The organism is Virgibacillus halodenitrificans (assembly GCF_001878675.1).
Lineage (GTDB): Bacteria > Bacillota > Bacilli > Bacillales > Amphibacillaceae > Virgibacillus_Q > Virgibacillus_Q halodenitrificans.
On the sequence record NZ_CP017962.1, the window covers coordinates 679,893 to 697,109 of the forward strand.

A 17,217-nucleotide genomic window follows, 5' to 3' on the forward strand; every position below is an offset into this window, starting at 1 on the left:
ACAGAAGGAGAATGATCATGGAAAAGACATTGATTTTCGGACATAAAAACCCGGACACAGATTCTATTTGCTCAGCAATTGCTTATGCTGACTTAAAAAATAAGCTAAATGTAAATGCGGAAGCAGCAAGACTTGGTGTTGTCAGTAAGGAAACACAGTTCGCGTTAGATTATTTTGGTATGGAAGCCCCACAGCAAATCGAAAAAGTAGATGAGCAGGTTAAAGAAGTTATTTTGGTGGATCATAACGAATTCCAACAAACGGTTGACAACATTAAGGATGTTCGAATTGCTGAAGTAATTGACCATCATCGTATTTCCAACTTCGAGACAAAGGAACCTTTGTATTTTCGTGCAGAACCAGTTGGATGTACTGCAACCATTTTAAATAAAATGTATAAAGAAAATGGAGTTCCTGTCTCCAAGGAAATTGCCGGGTTATTGTTATCTGCTATTATTTCAGATTCTTTATTATTAAAATCTCCAACATGCACAAAAGAAGATGTCGATGCAGCTTATGAACTTGCCGAGATTGCTGGTGTTAATCTGGAGACATATGGTTTGGAAATGCTTCAGGCCGGTGCTGATTTAAGTGATAAGACAGTTACAGAATTATTAACTATGGATGCAAAAGAGTTCTCCATGGGGGATGCCAAAGTGGAAATTGCTCAAGTAAACGCAGTGGATACGAGTAAAATTTATGCCTTCCAGGATGACATTAATCCAGAAATCGCTCAAATAATTAAGGATAAAGATCTTGATTTATTCTTGTTTGTTGTTACAGATATTCTTAATAATGATTCTGAAGTACTTGCGCTTGGAGAAGGTAAGGAGAAAGTAGAGTCTGCATTTGGAGTGGAACTCGACCATAACAATCGTGCCTTACTTAAAGGAGTAGTATCTCGTAAAAAACAAATTGTGACTGCATTAACAGAAGCATTTACAAAATAAAATCATGGTCAGAGCAATCTCATTTTAGAATGAGGTTGCTTTTTTATTGGACTAGCAATTGGGTTCTATTGCAAACATTGGTGTCAAAAGTTATGTTGTACTTGCAGAGTTGGTGGGAACTGCGAACTAACTAGGAATATAGAGGGTGCGTGAATCACCGCTGCGGGGAAATATTCCGCTTTCCGCGGGCGGCCTGCGAGCCTCCTCGAACTACACTAACGTTCCGTTCTGTGGGGTCTCGCTAGTCTCGCTTTTCCCGCAGTCAACCATGTATTAAAAAAAGAGCTATACACCACAAGGGATGAAAATAGATGTAGAGTGACGATACTAGTGCTACGGCTGGATGAGGAAGGTCGATACTCCTTGGTGCCTTAGAGCCCTACCCGCAGTCTGACTCCTTCGACCACGGCGCATCACTTATTGTTGCTCCTTTCGGGAAGCACTCATGGTAGATTAACCCTATTCTGGTTGTTGCGCCAGCCTTAAAATATTTGATGCCGTAGAAGGGATACTTTTTAATGGATATACTCATTGAAAGAGCATGCGGTCTAGATGTCCACAAAGACAACATTACTGCATGCATTATTACACCAAAAGGAAAGGAGATTGGAACATTTTCAACCAAAACCGTTTATCTGATCGAGTTAGTGGATTGGATTAAGGAACACAAATGCACCCATGTTGCGATGGAAAGTACAAGCGTCTACTGGAAACCAATTGTTAATTTGTTAGAAGCAGATGATATTGAATTCCTAGTAGTAAATGCGCAACATATTAAAGCTGTTCCAGGAAGAAAAACAGATGTTAAAGATGCTGAATGGATTGCCAAGCTTCTTCGTCATGGTTTACTCAAGGCTAGTTTCATCCCAGATCGGAATCAACGGGAACTACGTGAACTTGTTCGGTATCGTAGAAGTATCATTGAAGAACGTGCAAGACAACTCAATCGAATTCAGAAAGTGCTAGAAGGCGCTAACATCAAACTAGGTTCTGTTGTTTCTAACATTACGGGAGTGTCTTCTCTTGATATGCTTCGATCTATAGCTAATGGCGTTGAAGACCTTGATGTTTTAGCCAATTATGCAAGAGGCGTAATGAAACAGAAAAAAGAACAACTAAAACTTGCACTACAAGGTTATATACAAGATCATCAACGGTTCATGATAAAGACTATTATAGACCACTATGATTACCTTACTAACACAATAGATATGCTTGATAAGGAGATAGCACAAAGAATGAGAGAATATCAGGAAGATATTGAGCGACTGGATTCAATCCCAGGAATAGCAACAAGAATGGCTGAACAAATACTTGCAGAGCTGGGAACAAATATAAAAAAACAATTTCCTAGTGCACCGCAAATGTGTTCATGGGCGGGGTTAGTTCCCGGTAATAATGAAAGTGCTGGGAAACGCAAATCATCTAAAACCAGGAATGGAAATAAATATTTGAAATCTGCATTAATTGAAGCGGCTCATTCACTTCGGGGTTCCAAAAACTATCTCGGAGCACTCTATCGTCGTACTGCTTCCCGTAAGGGTAAAAAACGAGCAGCAGTTGTAGTCGCCCATGCCATTTTACGAATAGCCTATTATCTACTAACTCGTAAAGAAATGTATGTAGATTTAGGGGAAGATCACTTCGATAAGCAAAGACAACAATCTATTGTTAAACATTCCCTGCGCCGTCTGGAAAGTTTAGGGTATACAGTTGAAATCAAGGAACAAATAGTATCTTAACATCTTACTGAATTTCTATATCCCATTAGACATCGGCGCTCTCCTACTTTTTTTAAAGTGAATGAGCTGCGTCTACTTTAGTGTTGACATTTTTCAGTATTATAGTACTTTTATTTTCATGGTAGGAGTCTTCATATTTTCCCTTCGCTAAAGACTTCATTCTAACTCTCTAAAATAGAAGAGCCATTCCAATTGATTGGAATGGAAGATGGCAATCTAAAAACGCCACGTCCTGTGGAAACGATTGCATGACCAACGTCCTGTTGGCCCACGACTCCTGCCGAAATAGCATGAGCTGAAGACCCTGGACGGAGCGTAGCGGAGGAAGCGGCTTAAGCCATGCCGGTGGAAAGCGTTCATCTGCAATGGAAATCAATGGCGATAGGTGATCTTCTAAACGTCTTAAAGTAACCTTTTTGCTAGTGTATTTTTAGAAATCCGTTTACAGTACTATCAAGTTACGTCGGAGTTTATACAATTTGCGAACTATTGCATAACTTCATTAAAACTCATTACCGTTATTAAAATCGAATGAGCTACTAAACCGAGAGTTTCAAACACATGTAGATAGGGGAAATTTATACTAGATTGTTAAAGACGGAAAGGTGTCGTGGTGTAATGAGAAAGTTTGATGTGATTGTGGTTGGAACAGGGCCAAGCGGTTCAAGAATAGCTGCAGGATGTAGTAAACAAGGATTAAAAGTAGCGGCTGTTGATTCCCGTGGGTATGGAGGAACATGCCCGTTGAGAGGATGTATACCGAAGAAAGTGTTGACAGATGCAGTGGAAGTGGTTCAACATTCAGAGCAGATGCAAGGGAAAGGAATAGGTAGAACAAGTAATATCGAGTGGAAGGAACTCATGCAATTTAAACGTTCTTTTACTGAACCTGTTCCTGAAAAACAGGAGACTAGCATGCAAGATGCAGGTGTGGAGACCTTTCATGGAGTAGCAACTTTTGTACATGACCAGGAAATAATGATTGGACAAGAAACATTGTTTGGTAAAAATGTTGTAATAGCTACCGGTGCAAAACCAATGCCATTACCAATAGAAGGAAATGAGCACCTTACCACAAGTGATGAATTCTTAGATTTGGACAAATTACCGTCCCGTATTCTTTTCGTAGGCGGGGGATATATATCATTTGAGTTAGCTCATGTTGCTGCAAAAGCAGGTTGTGATGTGCATATTCTTCAACGGGGAGAACAGCCTTTAAAGCAATTTGATAAGGATATGGTGCAGCAATTAATTGAAGCTATGGAGGAAACAGGTGTCTCTGTAAATTTGAATACGGAAGTAGAAGAAATTAAACAAGAGGGAAGCCAATACCAGGTTGTCACGAAAAAGAATGGAAAAAAAGAAATAATGACAGGAGATATGGTAGTACATGGAGGTGGCCGAATACCTGAATTGGAGGATCTGCAGCTTGAAAATGGAAACGTGGCATATGAAAAAGCAGGTATAACCGTGAACAAATATTTACAAAGCACAACTAATTCACACGTATACGCTGCAGGGGATGCTGCTGATACAGAAGGAGCTCCCTTGACCCCAGTTGCGGGTATAGAGGCAAGAGTGGTAATTGAAAATATTGTTAATGGAAACAGGGAGGAAGCTGATTATACTGGGGTTCCTTCTGTTGTATTTACTATGCCAAAGGTAGCTTCTGCCGGAATTACAGAGGAAGAAGCAGAAAAGAAAGGTTACGATACTGAATCGAAATTTACAGGTATGAAGGATTGGTTTACTTATGCACACAAAAATGAATCTAGAGCAGCTGTGAAGATTATTACAGATAAAAAAACAGGACGATTGCTGGGTGCTCATATGATAAGCAGTAAGGCAGATGAGTTAATTAACTTCTTCGCAATGGCTATTCAATTACAACTTAGTAGAGAAGAGATTAAAAAGCTAACTCTGGTTTTCCCAACTGCAATATCAGACATCCCGACAATGCTATAATTCAATAGAATGATGACTTCAATGTTTCCTTACTATTCTCTCCTATATTTACCAAGTCAGAAGGTATATAGTGAATAAAAATGGATTGATCCTCGAATCCTAAGGAAGATAAGAAAGGAGGCAGGTGCGATGGGTGGGAAACCTAAAGGACCAAAGCAGCAAGAGCGACCAAAATTACCACAAAGTCCCCAGCAACCATATGGTGAACCATTAAGTGGATCAAAAAAAGTAAAACAAGCGAATCATACGAGGCAAAAACATAATCCAGGTCATGATATGTAAGAAAAAAGCTGTCCGCAAATAGCAAGAGCTATCTGCAGACAGCTTTTTCTTTTAAAAGATAGGTGAGTAAATAACAGTACATTGATGTAAAATATAAATTAGTATGATTAAATTTCCCAAATATAGGTACATGACTTATACAAGTCATAGCCGTTTGCCATAGGTTATTAGTGAACCTATTAGAGGAAGGGGATTTTTAAATGAGACATCATAAGAGACCGCATTGCGGTTGCCCGAAACAAATAGTATATCCGACCAAGCATAATTGTGTGAACAACTTTTCAGAAAGTCAAGTTGATCATATCCATCCATCACATACAACCATAATGAATCATCATTTGATAAAAAACAAACACATGTATCCACATTCCACTTCTGTACAGCATACAACAAATAGTGTAGATGTGTATGGAGGTTCATTTAACGTACCAGCTCCAGGCCAAGTAGCAGGAGCGATGTCGCCGGGAATGGGACCAGGAGCTGCTCCAGGCCAAGTAGCTGGAGCAATGTCACCAGGAATGGGACCAGGTTATGCTCCAGGTCAGGTAGCAGGTGCGATGGATCCAGGTATGTATGGACCACATCATTGGAAGAAACCAAACAAATGGTGTTAATGTAAATCATAGGCTGGCAAATGCTGGCCTCTTTTTTAGGTCTTAATAATTACTTTTGCACGAACAGCCATCATTTTGATGAATAAAGCAACTACGACAAAGTAGTCACAACGTTTTATTGGCTTATGTTCGTTTTTTATTACTTGCAAATGCTTCGATATTTGCTCTGTATGCTGGGAAAAAGGAGAATACGAAATGAAAATAGTAACTGTGACTGGGTATAAACCGATGGAGTTGAGCATATTTAAGGAAAATGATCCACGAATTGATTTTATTAAAGCAGCAATAGAAAAACGTTTAATAGGTTTTATTGAAGAGGGCCTGCAATGGGTAATTATTTCCGGACAGATGGGAGTAGAGTTGTGGACAGCCGAAGTAGTTATGGATTTGAAAGAAAAATATAACATTAACTTGGGGATATTTCCTCCGTTCGAAAATCAGGAAAATCGATGGCCGGAGCATTTACAGGAAAAGTATCAGGAGTTAACATTGGTTGCTGACTTTTATAAACCAATTTACCAAGGGGATTATAAAGGTGCTTTTCAATTTAAAGCAAAAAATTTGTGGTTTGCTGATAAAAGTGATGGCTGTCTTTTGCTAATGGATGATGAATTTCCCGGAAGTAATCGATTTTTTTATCAGGCAGCAAAGGAAATAGAAAAGGATTATCCGATCTACGTGATAACTCCTGCTGATTTGGATGACGTTGTAGAGGAACTTCGTATGCAAAACCCAGATTATTGGTCTGGCTAATCGGACAAGCCTGCGGATTACACTATCCTCACTCCTTGCATACAATGATAAAGAACGATGAAGTAGTAAGGAGGGCCAGCTTTGTATCCTACGTATATATGGCCGAGCAGACAAAACGGCGAAAGTATGAATCGGACGATCGTAGTAACGGGGAATGGGGAAGTAGTTGTTGAGCCGAATATGGCTGTGGTTCAGCTATCGGTAATAACAGAGAGTGAATCACTTAGCCAGGCGCAACAACAAAATTCAGAAATAATGACAAAAGTTATTCAAGCTCTAGATGAAGCAGGAATTCCAAGTGAACAAATACAAACCATCTCATATACGGTGGAGCCAATGTACGATTATGTAGAAGGTAAACAGATTTTTAGAGGCTATGAAGTAACGAATACAATCAGTGTGCAAATTAAGCAGCTTGAAAAAACCGGCTATTTAATTGACTTAGCTGTTCAAAATGGAGTAAACCGTGTGAGCAACGTTCAGTTTCAAGTGGATAATTCAGAGAAGTTTGAGGAACAGGCATTAAGCAACGCTCTGAAAGATGCAGTAACTAAAGCTGGCGTATTGGGCCAGACAATGAATACTACCATTTCATCAATCCCTATAAGAATAAAAGAATTTAGAAGTGAAGGTCCTGTTCTATACAAAACAATGGCGTTCAGTCAGGCGCAAACACCAATAGAGCCTGGACAGATTATTATTCAAGCAGCCCTGGAAGCAACCTTTAACTATTAAAAAATTAAAAAGCTCTTGAGCTAGCTAAACTTATATCTGAAATTTCGATAATAGCCTAAATTCACAAGGGACATCTAGAGTGCGCCTCACCCCAAGCCTTCTATCCGAGACGGCAGCAATTCTTCCCCCAAAAAATCTTGCTTAATTTAGCTTAGTATCATACAAAATATACAAAAGAGGGAAGTTAACTAGCTAGACTTAGTTAACCTCCCTCATTTTATTTCATCATTAAAACGATGCTAAAACCAATTTATCGCTTCTTTTGAATAAGGGTAATACAAATAGAACCCAATCATACATCCATAATAGGAACCTTGATCTTTACTTCTATTTACCATAGATAATCGAGAATTTCCTCTTCAAATAAATTTGTATCAATTGCACAGGCATCTGCTTCAATTCCGTATTGCCACCCGTAAAGCATGCTGTTCTCAGGACCTTGGGGATTATATTCAGGAGCGTTTTCTTTTGTAGTTATTTCTACCTGAGGGAAAGCGGTCCAGACAATCATATTTTCTTGTACTTTTTTGTCTGTGGCTGTAAATGCTGTCAGAAGATCACTTCCTTCGTCAAATACGCCATACACCCCAGGGGAATAGGGAGAATTAGTTATCGTGTTATACCAGCCTTCTAGAAAAGCGGTATCTATAGGAAAACTCGGTTCAATATCCACAATAAGAACAACACCATCGGGGATATCTAAGCTTTTTGCTATTTCAATTGCTTTATTAGCATGATCTATTCCAGCTTCCTGTCCGGTAGCATCAGTAACAGCGTTATAAATGGCAAGAATGTCCACATCCTTTTGATGTAACAATGCTGCTTCCTCTTTATCAATACTAACGGAAACATCTTGAATATCTACCAGATATCTTCCCCATACACGCGGTTCTCCAAAGTTTTCTGCGACACACTGAAACATATCTTCATCTACCTTACTGGCTGAATCTACTCCCCAAAAAATTTCAGTACCTTCATTACCTGATGTCTGTTCGCCATCATTAGCATTATCATTATTCTGCTTACCTGTAAATAAAATGAAAAAGGCTGATATGGCTAGCACGGTTACTGAACCTAAAAATACGAGCAAGTCAATTTTCTTCAACTTCCCCACCTCCCATTATTGCAGTATATGGGAGAATGGAATCTCATGTTTGGGCGTTAAGCAGATGAAAAAAGCCTGCCCTATAAGAAGGCACAGGCTAAAAGAGATGTTTTTTCAGTTCTTTACTACTTGAAATAATGGCAGTAATCAACAATGCGACCGCTGCACCAATAAATAATGCAAAACCAATGATGCCAATACCTTCAAGATCATTTATAAGAAATGCGATTATTATCAATATCATACTAATGAAAATAACTGAAATAGGAATGAGATATGCCAGTGGTGATTTTGACCGACCAAAAAACCAATTTAAACTAGTAAGAAGGATAAAGGTTAGTGGCGCAATTATAAAAAATAATGTCATTTTTTGAGCTCCTTTTATGATTATTGCGGATTATAACTACATTATAAGCCAAGTTCGTAAGATAACATATGAAAATCATTTTAAAAATAAGGGAAGTAAAGTTTTACATAATACTCCCGCTATAAAGGAAAATTCTGATATTATAGTTGTAAATGGAGGAGACGAAATGAAATTTTTAATTAGAAAAATGAAGCAGGATGATATTTTAGAAGTGCAATATGTTGCTGAAACAAGCTGGCATGCAACCTATGAAGGAATTATACCGAGGAAAATTCAAGATAACTTTTTAAAACATGCATACAGTGAAAAAATGCTCAAACAACGAATCGAAATATCAACAATTATTGTTGCTGAAGTAGGCGGGAAAGTAGTTGGCTTTGCTAATTTCTCTTCTGTTTCTAACGAAGGAGTAGCAGAGCTGGGTGCAATTTATTTACTCCCTGAATATCAAGGTAATTCCATTGGCACAGCCCTTCTTAAAAAGGGAATAACCTATTTACCTGAGGTGAAAAAGATCTTTATTAATGTAGAAAAAGATAATGAAATAGGTAAGAAATTTTACAAAGCAAAAGGGTTTGAAATGATCTCTACCTTCGATGAGAATTTTGATGGCCATATTTTGAAAACTATTCGCATGGAATTAACAGTTTAAAGGAGCAGGGTAATGACGTATTATGGCAGACCGAGAACTGCGTTTCTACTCATTTTAATACTAGTCACATTGATTCTAATTGATATAAGTTCATATTTTCTTATTGGTACGGTGCTTCTATTTGCTGCTAGTTTATGTCGCATGCAGTTAACATTGGACACAGAAATCTTTTATAGAGTAACACTATTTAATTTTATTATTAGAGAAGTAAGGATTTCTCCAAAAGAAATGAAGGAGATACAATTTAAGCGTGTTGGTTGGAAGAAGAGAGGGGCTGCAATATTACGAGAAAAGGGGTTTCCTATCCATATTAATAACTATAACTCGCAGAAAGTATTTGACGATTTACATAATTATGCTGGTAGATATTCTATCCCTGTAACCAGTACAAAAGAATACGATCATTTAATAGAAGGGAAAGCAAGCAATGGAAATTAAAAGAATAAAAGATCTGGAAGATGCCCCAATGAATTTGTTGCTTCTTGCAGATCCTTCCTTAAAAATAGTAGAGGATTATCTTGCTAGAGGGGAATGTTATGTTGCATTTGAAGGTGAAGCTATAGTAGGTGTATATGTTCTTCTTCCAAGAGGCCTTCGCTTTATTGAATTGGTTAACATTGCTGTGAAAGAAAATATGCAAGGAAAAGGCATCGGAAGAAAAATGGTTTTACATGCCATTGAGAATTCAAAACAAAAGGGTTATGACGTGATACAGATTGGTACTGGTAATTCCAGCATTGGACAACTTGCATTGTATCAGAAATGTGGCTTTCGCATTATCGGTGTAAGAAAGGATTATTTTACAGATCATTATGAGGAAGAAATAGTTGAAAATGGAATCAGATGTAGAGATATGCTTCGTTTAGAAAAAAATTTACAGAAAGAAGGCTAATGAATGAAACGAATTGGGCTTCTTGGAGGTATGAGCTGGGAATCGACTTCTGAATATTATCGGTTAATTAATCAGGAAATACAGCGCCGGCTTGGTGGATTACACTCAGCTGAATGCTTGTTGATTAGTGTTAACTTTGCCGAGATAGAGAGATATCAATCATTAAATGAATGGGAGAAAGCAGCGGAGGTTTTGGGTGATGCTGCAATGAGACTAGAAATGGCTGGTGCTGAATTTATTGTTATTTGCTCAAATACCATGCATAAGTTAGCTCAAGAAGTAGAGAAATTTATCCGTATCCCCATACTACATATTGCGGAAGCAACTGTTACCCGAATTAAACAGCAGGGTATAGAAAATATAGGCTTATTAGGAACTGCATATACAATGGAGCAGAACTTTTATAAGGGGACATTAGAATCACAAGGCCTCAGAATAATGACACCAGGTCAAACAGACAGAGAGAAAATAAATCAAATTATATTTGAACAGCTTTGCCTTGGACAACTGCTTCCAGAGTCCCGTGCTTTTTTTCATGAAGTAATTGAAAAGTTAAAAGAGCAAGGTGCAGAAGGGATTATTTTAGGTTGCACAGAGATCGGACTTTTAGTGAAGCAGGAAAAAGTATGTCTCCCAGTATTTGATACGACGAGTATTCATGCCGTGGAAGCTGTGAAAATTTCATTAGGAGAAGAGGCGACAAAAATTGAATGAAAAGCTAATAAGAGTGGGAACAATCTACTTACCTGTGCGTCACCTTGAAGAGGCAGCCTTGTGGTATGTAGCTAAGTTAGGGGCTAAAATAAATTATCAGGATAAAGAAAAGGCGATTCTAGAACTTGCTGATCAAAGTTTTTTTCTGATAAAAGCAAAGGAAGAAGCATCAGCCAATTTCTATGCAGCTAATGGAACGGAATGTTTTTCTCTTACCTTCGAGGTAGATGGTTTAGAAGAATTAAAAATCCTACATAAAGATTTAAAACAAAAAGCTGTCCAGGTTGGTGATATAGAAGACAGAGGCCATGCTGGAAGGAACTTTGTATTTGCCGACTTGGATGGTAATAAGTTTGATGTTTGGAGTGAGTTAAGTCCTACCTTCAAACAAAGGATGAAGGAGTAATTAGCATGTCGCATAAAATGAAATTAAATGAAGGCCCTTTTACTGCTATGAAGTCAGGTAAAAAAACAATTGAAGTTCGCTTAAATGATCCTAAAAGACAGGGGCTATCTGTAGGAGATAGAATTGAATTCAGAAAGCTGCCTGAGTTAAAAGAAAAGCTAGAAGTCCACGTAATTAGTCTGGAGACTTTTAATACATTTGAAGCTATGTATTTAGCGATACCAACTCAACACTTTGGAGATGAGGGTGGTTCTTTAAGTGAAATGGTGGAAGCTACTTATGAAATCTATTCCCCGAGGCAGGAAGAGAAATGGGGAACACTTGCAATCGGGGTGAAATTAATTAAAGAAAGGTGAATTTCATATGGAGAGGAATTCCATCTGTGAATCTGAGATCATTGTCCGTGCTTATGACACAAAGGACTTTGATTCTATTAATCAACTCAACAAGTTAGAAGAGTGGGGCAACCTTGTCGTAAAATCTGGTGACTTAAAAAAAGCCTGGTCTCACTCAAATGTGACTTATATTGCTGAACTGGACGGTGAGATCGTTGGCTATGTACGCGGGCTGACAGATAAATATATAACTCTTTTTATTTGTGAACTATTAGTAAAGAGGGAACATAGGGGACAGGGGATTGGTAAAATGTTATTAGACTATGTTCATCAATTATACCCGAAAACCAGAATGGAGTTGTTAGCAAGCAGCACTTCACGCACGTTCTATGAACAAAAACAATTTCGTCCTTTTTATGGTTATAGAAAAACAATTTTGGAATAGGGGCTGTTATTATCCTAATGGTTGAGCCAAAATAAGAGCTGTCCGCGACAACAAAGCACTCATCCGCGACAACGCGCGGATCGACCGAGACAGCAGGACACTCAGCCGAGACAACAACGCGCCCAGCCAAGACAGCAGCGCTCACAACCGAGACAACACCACGTACATTCGCGACACTTAACAACACAACCTGTCCTTTCTCAATCGATTACTAAAAACCCAGGAGGTCATTTATGATATTTCGTATTTTGCAGAAAGCAATGAAGATGAATGTGAAAGCTACGATATTTATAGGCTTGCTCATCTTTGTTCTACTTTCTGCCAAAGCAATTCAGGTAATAGAACCACAAACATTTACCACTTATTTCTCTGCCCTTTGGTGGGTTATGACAAGTGTAACCACGGTAGGTTACGGAGATATTTCTCCTGTGACAGCGGGTGGTCAACTATTTGCTATGGTTATTGTCTACATTGTCGGTATTGGCATAATGGGGGTAGCTGTAGGCTATGTAGTGGACGTATACGTAGAATTTAAAAATAAGAAGGAGAGTGGGAAATTGGCTTTTAAAGGAAAAGATCATTTTGTCATTATTAATTACACAAGACGTTCCAAGGAAACCATACAAGAGTTACTAAATATGCATGAAGATAAACAAATCGTTCTAATAGATGAAGATATAGAAAAGGTGCCTTTTGTCCATGAGCATGTCCATTTTGTGCATGGAGAGCCTGCCGATATACATACACTTGAAAAAGCAAATATTGCTGACTCTACTTCTGTTATGATTTTTTCTTCAGATGGTGTTCCAAATGCATCTTTTGCGGATGGTCAAACTTTGCTCGTCGCTACTTCCGTTGAAGACTATTCTCAAAAAATAAACAAATCTATTTACACGATTGTAGAAGTGACAAGCGAAAAGCATATTGCAAGCTTTGTTCACGGCGGGGTGGATGAATTTATTACACCTAATCAAACTAGTGCCAGATTGATAGCCAAAAGCGGAACATATAAAGGGATAAGTGAGGTTTTCAGACAGTTGACCTCCTCTAATTATGGTGAAGATATTTTTACGATAGTTCCCCAGGCTTCATGGAAAACATATGGGGATGCGTGTCAATCTCTGCATAACATGGGAGCAACATTATTGTCTGTAGATAATAACTTGGATATCGCTGCTAAATCTTCGGAAAAACTTCCACCTCAATCCAAATTGTTAATTGTTTGTAAGAGTGAAATTTACGAACAAATTAAGAAATCAAGCTAGTTACCACGGGGGAAAGGTGTGAATTGATGAGGCTAGTATTGGACTTAATACGGATTATTGTTATTTTTACGCTTGTTGGAGGAATCGCTTGGTATATATTAGGACAGGTATATACAAATAATGGTATTGAACAAAAGGATCAATGGTATGGGATCGTTGGTATTTATATTTTGTTATTTGTATACTACCGAAATAGACTGCAATTCACTGGTTGGTATAAAGGTAAAAGAAGCAAGAAGTTGTCTAAAGCAAGTACATGGTATTTAATAATTATTGCGGTACTGTGTATAGGAGCCCCTTTTTTATTTTTATAATATGCCCTTAAAGATATATTAACAGAAGTAATGTCTATATTTTACGGACAGCTGCGCTTTTCTCAAGTAGATTGTTTAATGTTGTCTAGTTAAAGGGAATATATAAATAACCCAAGAATGAATTGGAGGAACAATGAATGGGACGCTTAATCAAAAGACTAATTAGATACGGGCCAGTCATCTATCCGATCGTTAGAAAGTTTCTTAACAAACGAAAAAATAGTAAAAATTTTAATCGGTCCTAATAATAGGCAAAATGAAATCGGCATTAGCCTGTTTCATTTTGCCTTTTTTTATTGGTTTATGATCACTGAAGCACTGAAAAAGCGGGGGATTTATAGCTAAAGCATATTTTTTCCAACAGTTATTTAGCAGAAATACACCAAACGTACATAAAAAATACCTTTATTATGAAACTTTTTTGTCTATTCTCCAAACCACTAAAGGAAAATGCTTGATAAATAGCGAATATAATAGATTAGAAAATAGGAGGATTGGACGATGCTGATTAAACGATTGAAGCCTGCAGATGCAGCAAGCTATTGGAATTTAAGATTGGAAGCTTTGAAGAGACATCCAGAAGCATTCTTAACTAGTTATGAAGAGGCAGTTCAGCGAGAAAACCCATTGCAAGGCGTTGCTGCCAATCTGGAAAAGGAAGAGAATTACACATTTGGAGCGTTTGAGAATGGAAGTCTCATTGGAATGGTAACTCTATTAATTGAAACAAGAGAGAAAATAAAGCACAAAGCAAATCTGTTTGCAATGTATGTCTCCACGGAAGAACGCGGCAAGGGTATAGGAAGAGCCCTTCTGCAAGAGGCAATAGAAAAGGCACAAGCATTAAGAGAAATTGAACAAATTAACCTTAGTGTAGTAAAAACAAATACGAGAGCAAGTCGCCTTTATCAAGATATGGGTTTTCGTTCTTTTGGAACAGAGACCAAGGCACTTAAGTTGGAAGATGTGTACTATGATGAAGTTCATATGGTATTGTTCATCTAGGAAGTTTTGTATTTTAGCTGATTGACTAAGATTAGGAGTTTTTTAAATGATTTTGCAGGATAAAAAAGGGCTTTTATTATATCGTACCGACCGATTAGGTGAACGTGATTGGAGATATGATTCATGCTATAAGTTAATATTTACTCCTTATGGAAAAAGCCTCTATCAAACGTCTCGTTCTGACATTCAAATAGAGGAAGACCAGTTTTTTATATTTAATCCGAAATTTGAGCACAAACAGATTCAGGTAACACAAGAAAAATTTCTCGTTGAAGTTGAACCGAATTTACTAAATGAAATAGCTAGTCAACTGGGTGTTCCAGGAACAGATATGGAATTTGCCTCTACTGCTTTTAAAAATCCCCTGCTATTACAATGGGTATCTTTCACGAAAAATTTTCTTACCATGAATGAAAATATGACAATTGGAATGCAGAAATTATTTATTGAGTCAAGCCTTATTCAGTTGACAACACTGATGCTTCAATACGCTCCAGGGTCCCAGCTTGAGGAATTGCCACATAGCTTATATTCGCCGAATATAAATAGAGTGCTTGATGCGTTAAAGCAATCTTACCAGCAGGATTGGTCGTTGGATGATATGGCAACGATAGCTGGCATGAATAAATTTCCGTTCTCTCATGCATTTAAAAGAGAAACGGGATTATCTGCGTACTCTTGGTTGCAGTTATTTCGTTTACTAAAAAGCCAGCATTTTTTAACTAAGACGAATAGAAGTATTATATCAATTGCCCTGGATGTTGGTTTTAAAAACGTTTCATCCTTTAACACGCTATTTCTAAAAATCTATGGGAGAACTCCCTCGGAATTTCGACTGCTTTACCGAAGAAATAGTTAACGCGGCTAAACTTATTGTGATGATCATTAGGCCACTACCAAGCATTAACCATTGAATAGGAGTAACTATAACAAGCAGTCCAAAAAGCAAAAGAGAAACAGTATTTGCCGTATAAAGAAGAAATGCATTGGAACTAAAGGCACGACCATGCATGTTCTCAGGCACAAGAGTTTGGAGCATATAAACTCTCGCTAAGCTGGACAATGGCAGGCCAATTCCTACTAAGGCTACACCAATAAAAAAGTGTGTCAGACTATACATGAATCCGTAATAGGTTATCCCCAAACCCCATAAAAGTGCTCCTATAAGATATGTTTTTAGGGTCATCTCCCGAATGAAGTAAGGGATAATTAGATTAGTAATGATAACAATAGCTCCGAAAACCCCTTGAAGGATGCTATATAGTTCTTTACTGTTTGAGGTTAGTTCAGTTAGAGCAAGCAACAACCCAACTTGCCATACCCAGGTGTTAAAAAACACAACTAGAAATGTTACAGTAAACAAATATTTTACCTTTGTATGTTTTCTCACCCACGAAAAAAACTCAACGATAGAAAGAACTGCAGTTCGAACTGTCTTTTTAGCCAGGTTTTTTTCTTCCGTAAAATGGATCTTTCTGAGACATACAATACTAATACCATAGGATAATGCATCAACGATAAAAAAATAAACCGTTCCATAAGTTAGAAGCCAAACAGATAAGACGGGACTTAAGATTGTGACGCCACGACTAACCGTATCATATAGACTGTTTGCAGAGGCACGTTGCTCAGCTTGTGTAATCATTGGTAAAATGGCCCGGTGTGCAGGGTTGAAAAAACACCCTATTGTTTGAATGACAAAGCTTACAATAAGTAAATAGCTAAAGCTTAGTAAACCAGTCTGATGGAAAAGAAAGACGGATAAAATAATAGGAATACGTAGACTATCTAATAAAATTAATAGTTTTTTTCGAGGAATCCAATCTGCAATAACACCACCAATCAGTCCAAATAACAAGTATGGTATTGTTTCTGCAATTGCCATTATAGTTGTATATATAGTTGAATCAGTAAGATCATAAGCAAGAAAAAGAAAAGCCATGCCAGAAAGTACATCACCTAAACGAGAAACACCACCTCCGAGCAAATAATATCGAATATTTTTGTTAGTTAATGTAGTTAGATACATTGTTTTTCACCTCTCATCTATTTTACGAAGGAGAGGCTACCTTTTCTTTCTGAATCTTGCGCTGAACTCCAGCAATTTTTTGATAGAATTACTTCATTCGATTATGAGAAGGGGAGACATAATATGAAGCTAAAAACAGTTCCTATGGATGTAGAGCTTGCCATGTCCATACTAAACTGGAAATATGATAAACCATATGATTTTTATAATAATGAACTAACGGAAGAAGCTTTACATGAATTTATAAGCGAGGATTATTTTGCAATTGTAGATGAGAGGCAGAGACTGATTGGTTTTTACTGTACTGGAACTGCTGCACAAGTGCCAGCGGGGAATAGGGTAGAAGCTTACAAGAAAGGAAAACTCGATATTGGGTTCGGTATGAATCCAGATTTAACTGGTCAAGGAAAAGGTTATTCATTTTGTGACTATATATTTAAAACAATTGGGCAGAATTCACCCGATCTGCCGCAACGTCTAACAGTCGCTACTTTCAATAAACGTGCCATCCATTTATATAAAAAGTTTGGATTTAAACAAGAAAACGAATTTAATACAGAGCGGGCAACTTTTATTACGATGACAAGAAATAAAGGATAAGCTTCCTCTTTTTAAAAAATGTAGCGGCACTCTGACCGCTACATTCT

General features: G+C 37.7%; 22 protein-coding genes. 19 read left to right on the top strand and 3 right to left on the bottom strand.

The window, feature by feature from the left end; all coding sequences use genetic code 11:
• Positions 1–17: 17 nt before the first annotated feature.
• The 7 genes from BME96_RS03515 (at position 18) to BME96_RS03545 (ending at position 7,041) form a co-directional block, all read left to right on the top strand.
• A complete protein-coding gene (locus BME96_RS03515; RefSeq protein WP_071648277.1) occupies positions 18–950 on the top strand; it encodes a manganese-dependent inorganic pyrophosphatase in 933 nt (310 codons plus the stop codon).
• Positions 951–1,468: 518 nt separating this feature from the next.
• A complete protein-coding gene (locus tag BME96_RS03520; protein WP_071648278.1) occupies positions 1,469–2,692 on the top strand; it encodes an IS110 family RNA-guided transposase in 1,224 nt (407 codons plus the stop codon).
• Positions 2,693–3,310: 618 nt separating this feature from the next.
• Positions 3,311–4,657 (top strand): dihydrolipoyl dehydrogenase family protein, encoded by a 1,347-nt coding sequence (locus tag BME96_RS03525; protein ID WP_071648279.1) that lies wholly within the window; start codon positions 3,311–3,313, stop codon positions 4,655–4,657.
• Between the two features lie 129 nt (positions 4,658–4,786).
• Positions 4,787–4,939: a small acid-soluble spore protein P gene (locus BME96_RS03530; protein ID WP_019377013.1), complete on the top strand. Its 153-nt coding sequence runs from the start codon at positions 4,787–4,789 to the stop codon at positions 4,937–4,939.
• A 200-nt stretch (positions 4,940–5,139) separates the two neighbouring features.
• Positions 5,140–5,553, top strand: a complete 414-nt coding sequence (locus BME96_RS03535) for a spore coat protein (protein WP_071648280.1) — start codon at positions 5,140–5,142, stop codon at positions 5,551–5,553.
• Between the two features lie 195 nt (positions 5,554–5,748).
• Positions 5,749–6,306, top strand: coding sequence for an SLOG family protein (locus BME96_RS03540; protein WP_071648281.1), 558 nt, complete (start codon positions 5,749–5,751; stop codon positions 6,304–6,306).
• 81 nt (positions 6,307–6,387) lie between these two features.
• Positions 6,388–7,041, top strand: a complete 654-nt coding sequence (locus BME96_RS03545; RefSeq protein WP_083547405.1) for an SIMPL domain-containing protein — start codon at positions 6,388–6,390, stop codon at positions 7,039–7,041.
• Between the two features lie 331 nt (positions 7,042–7,372).
• Here BME96_RS03545 and BME96_RS03550 read toward each other — a convergent pair whose 3' ends face one another.
• Positions 7,373–8,146, bottom strand: a complete 774-nt coding sequence (locus tag BME96_RS03550; RefSeq protein ID WP_071648282.1) for a glycoside hydrolase domain-containing protein — start codon at positions 8,144–8,146, stop codon at positions 7,373–7,375.
• 97 nt (positions 8,147–8,243) lie between these two features.
• Positions 8,244–8,513 carry a hypothetical protein gene (locus BME96_RS03555; RefSeq protein WP_071648283.1) on the bottom strand — a complete coding sequence of 90 codons (270 nt, stop codon included), beginning with the start codon at positions 8,511–8,513 and terminating at the stop codon, positions 8,244–8,246.
• A gap of 166 nt (positions 8,514–8,679) precedes the next feature.
• Here BME96_RS03555 and BME96_RS03560 point away from each other — a divergent pair, with 166 nt between their 5' ends.
• From BME96_RS03560 to BME96_RS19325, 11 genes are all read left to right on the top strand, one after another.
• Complete coding sequence (locus BME96_RS03560) at positions 8,680–9,165, top strand: GNAT family N-acetyltransferase (RefSeq protein ID WP_071649940.1); 486 nt, start codon at positions 8,680–8,682, stop codon at positions 9,163–9,165.
• A 12-nt stretch (positions 9,166–9,177) separates the two neighbouring features.
• Positions 9,178–9,603: a hypothetical protein gene (locus BME96_RS03565; RefSeq protein WP_071648284.1), complete on the top strand. Its 426-nt coding sequence runs from the start codon at positions 9,178–9,180 to the stop codon at positions 9,601–9,603.
• Complete coding sequence (locus BME96_RS03570) at positions 9,593–10,057, top strand: GNAT family N-acetyltransferase (RefSeq protein WP_060681060.1); 465 nt, start codon at positions 9,593–9,595, stop codon at positions 10,055–10,057. Before BME96_RS03565 ends, BME96_RS03570 begins: the two co-directional genes overlap by 11 nt.
• Before the next feature lie 3 nt (positions 10,058–10,060).
• Positions 10,061–10,771 (top strand): aspartate/glutamate racemase family protein, encoded by a 711-nt coding sequence (locus BME96_RS03575; RefSeq protein WP_071648285.1) that lies wholly within the window; start codon positions 10,061–10,063, stop codon positions 10,769–10,771.
• Positions 10,764–11,177: a VOC family protein gene (locus BME96_RS03580; RefSeq protein ID WP_071648286.1), complete on the top strand. Its 414-nt coding sequence runs from the start codon at positions 10,764–10,766 to the stop codon at positions 11,175–11,177. The genes BME96_RS03575 and BME96_RS03580 overlap by 8 nt, the downstream gene beginning before the upstream one ends.
• Before the next feature lie 5 nt (positions 11,178–11,182).
• Positions 11,183–11,533, top strand: coding sequence for an ASCH domain-containing protein (locus BME96_RS03585; protein ID WP_071648287.1), 351 nt, complete (start codon positions 11,183–11,185; stop codon positions 11,531–11,533).
• Between the two features lie 7 nt (positions 11,534–11,540).
• Entirely contained in the window at positions 11,541–11,957 is a 417-nt protein-coding gene (locus BME96_RS03590) for a GNAT family N-acetyltransferase (RefSeq protein ID WP_071648288.1), read from the top strand.
• A gap of 233 nt (positions 11,958–12,190) precedes the next feature.
• A complete protein-coding gene (locus tag BME96_RS03595; protein WP_060681068.1) occupies positions 12,191–13,222 on the top strand; it encodes a potassium channel family protein in 1,032 nt (343 codons plus the stop codon).
• A 38-nt stretch (positions 13,223–13,260) separates the two neighbouring features.
• Positions 13,261–13,536, top strand: coding sequence for a hypothetical protein (locus tag BME96_RS03600; RefSeq protein ID WP_156035938.1), 276 nt, complete (start codon positions 13,261–13,263; stop codon positions 13,534–13,536).
• Positions 13,537–14,040: 504 nt separating this feature from the next.
• Positions 14,041–14,541: a GNAT family N-acetyltransferase gene (locus BME96_RS03605; RefSeq protein WP_071649941.1), complete on the top strand. Its 501-nt coding sequence runs from the start codon at positions 14,041–14,043 to the stop codon at positions 14,539–14,541.
• 46 nt (positions 14,542–14,587) lie between these two features.
• Positions 14,588–15,400, top strand: coding sequence for a helix-turn-helix domain-containing protein (locus tag BME96_RS19325; protein ID WP_083547407.1), 813 nt, complete (start codon positions 14,588–14,590; stop codon positions 15,398–15,400).
• On the opposite strand, the gene BME96_RS03615 is transcribed toward BME96_RS19325, so the two are convergent.
• Positions 15,341–16,570, bottom strand: a complete 1,230-nt coding sequence (locus BME96_RS03615; RefSeq protein WP_071648290.1) for an MFS transporter — start codon at positions 16,568–16,570, stop codon at positions 15,341–15,343. The genes BME96_RS19325 and BME96_RS03615 overlap by 60 nt on opposite strands.
• Positions 16,571–16,693: 123 nt before the next feature.
• Here BME96_RS03615 and BME96_RS03620 point away from each other — a divergent pair, with 123 nt between their 5' ends.
• On the top strand, positions 16,694–17,170 hold the full coding sequence (locus tag BME96_RS03620) for a GNAT family N-acetyltransferase (protein ID WP_071648291.1): 477 nt from the start codon (positions 16,694–16,696) through the stop codon (positions 17,168–17,170).
• Positions 17,171–17,217: the final 47 nt, after the last annotated feature.

Coding starts and splice junctions, on each gene's coding strand:
- BME96_RS03515 (WP_071648277.1), top strand. CDS start 18: ATGGAAAAGACATTGATTTTCGGACATAAAAACCCGGACACAGATTCT.
- BME96_RS03590 (WP_071648288.1), top strand. CDS start 11,541: ATGGAGAGGAATTCCATCTGTGAATCTGAGATCATTGTCCGTGCTTAT.
- BME96_RS03595 (WP_060681068.1), top strand. CDS start 12,191: ATGATATTTCGTATTTTGCAGAAAGCAATGAAGATGAATGTGAAAGCT.
- BME96_RS03615 (WP_071648290.1), bottom strand. CDS start 16,570: ATGTATCTAACTACATTAACTAACAAAAATATTCGATATTATTTGCTC.
- BME96_RS03530 (WP_019377013.1), top strand. CDS start 4,787: ATGGGTGGGAAACCTAAAGGACCAAAGCAGCAAGAGCGACCAAAATTA.
- BME96_RS03565 (WP_071648284.1), top strand. CDS start 9,178: ATGACGTATTATGGCAGACCGAGAACTGCGTTTCTACTCATTTTAATA.
- BME96_RS03570 (WP_060681060.1), top strand. CDS start 9,593: ATGGAAATTAAAAGAATAAAAGATCTGGAAGATGCCCCAATGAATTTG.
- BME96_RS03540 (WP_071648281.1), top strand. CDS start 5,749: ATGAAAATAGTAACTGTGACTGGGTATAAACCGATGGAGTTGAGCATA.
- BME96_RS03585 (WP_071648287.1), top strand. CDS start 11,183: ATGTCGCATAAAATGAAATTAAATGAAGGCCCTTTTACTGCTATGAAG.
- BME96_RS03620 (WP_071648291.1), top strand. CDS start 16,694: ATGAAGCTAAAAACAGTTCCTATGGATGTAGAGCTTGCCATGTCCATA.
- BME96_RS19325 (WP_083547407.1), top strand. CDS start 14,588: ATGATTTTGCAGGATAAAAAAGGGCTTTTATTATATCGTACCGACCGA.
- BME96_RS03560 (WP_071649940.1), top strand. CDS start 8,680: ATGAAATTTTTAATTAGAAAAATGAAGCAGGATGATATTTTAGAAGTG.
- BME96_RS03555 (WP_071648283.1), bottom strand. CDS start 8,513: ATGACATTATTTTTTATAATTGCGCCACTAACCTTTATCCTTCTTACT.
- BME96_RS03520 (WP_071648278.1), top strand. CDS start 1,469: ATGGATATACTCATTGAAAGAGCATGCGGTCTAGATGTCCACAAAGAC.
- BME96_RS03535 (WP_071648280.1), top strand. CDS start 5,140: ATGAGACATCATAAGAGACCGCATTGCGGTTGCCCGAAACAAATAGTA.
- BME96_RS03525 (WP_071648279.1), top strand. CDS start 3,311: ATGAGAAAGTTTGATGTGATTGTGGTTGGAACAGGGCCAAGCGGTTCA.
- BME96_RS03575 (WP_071648285.1), top strand. CDS start 10,061: ATGAAACGAATTGGGCTTCTTGGAGGTATGAGCTGGGAATCGACTTCT.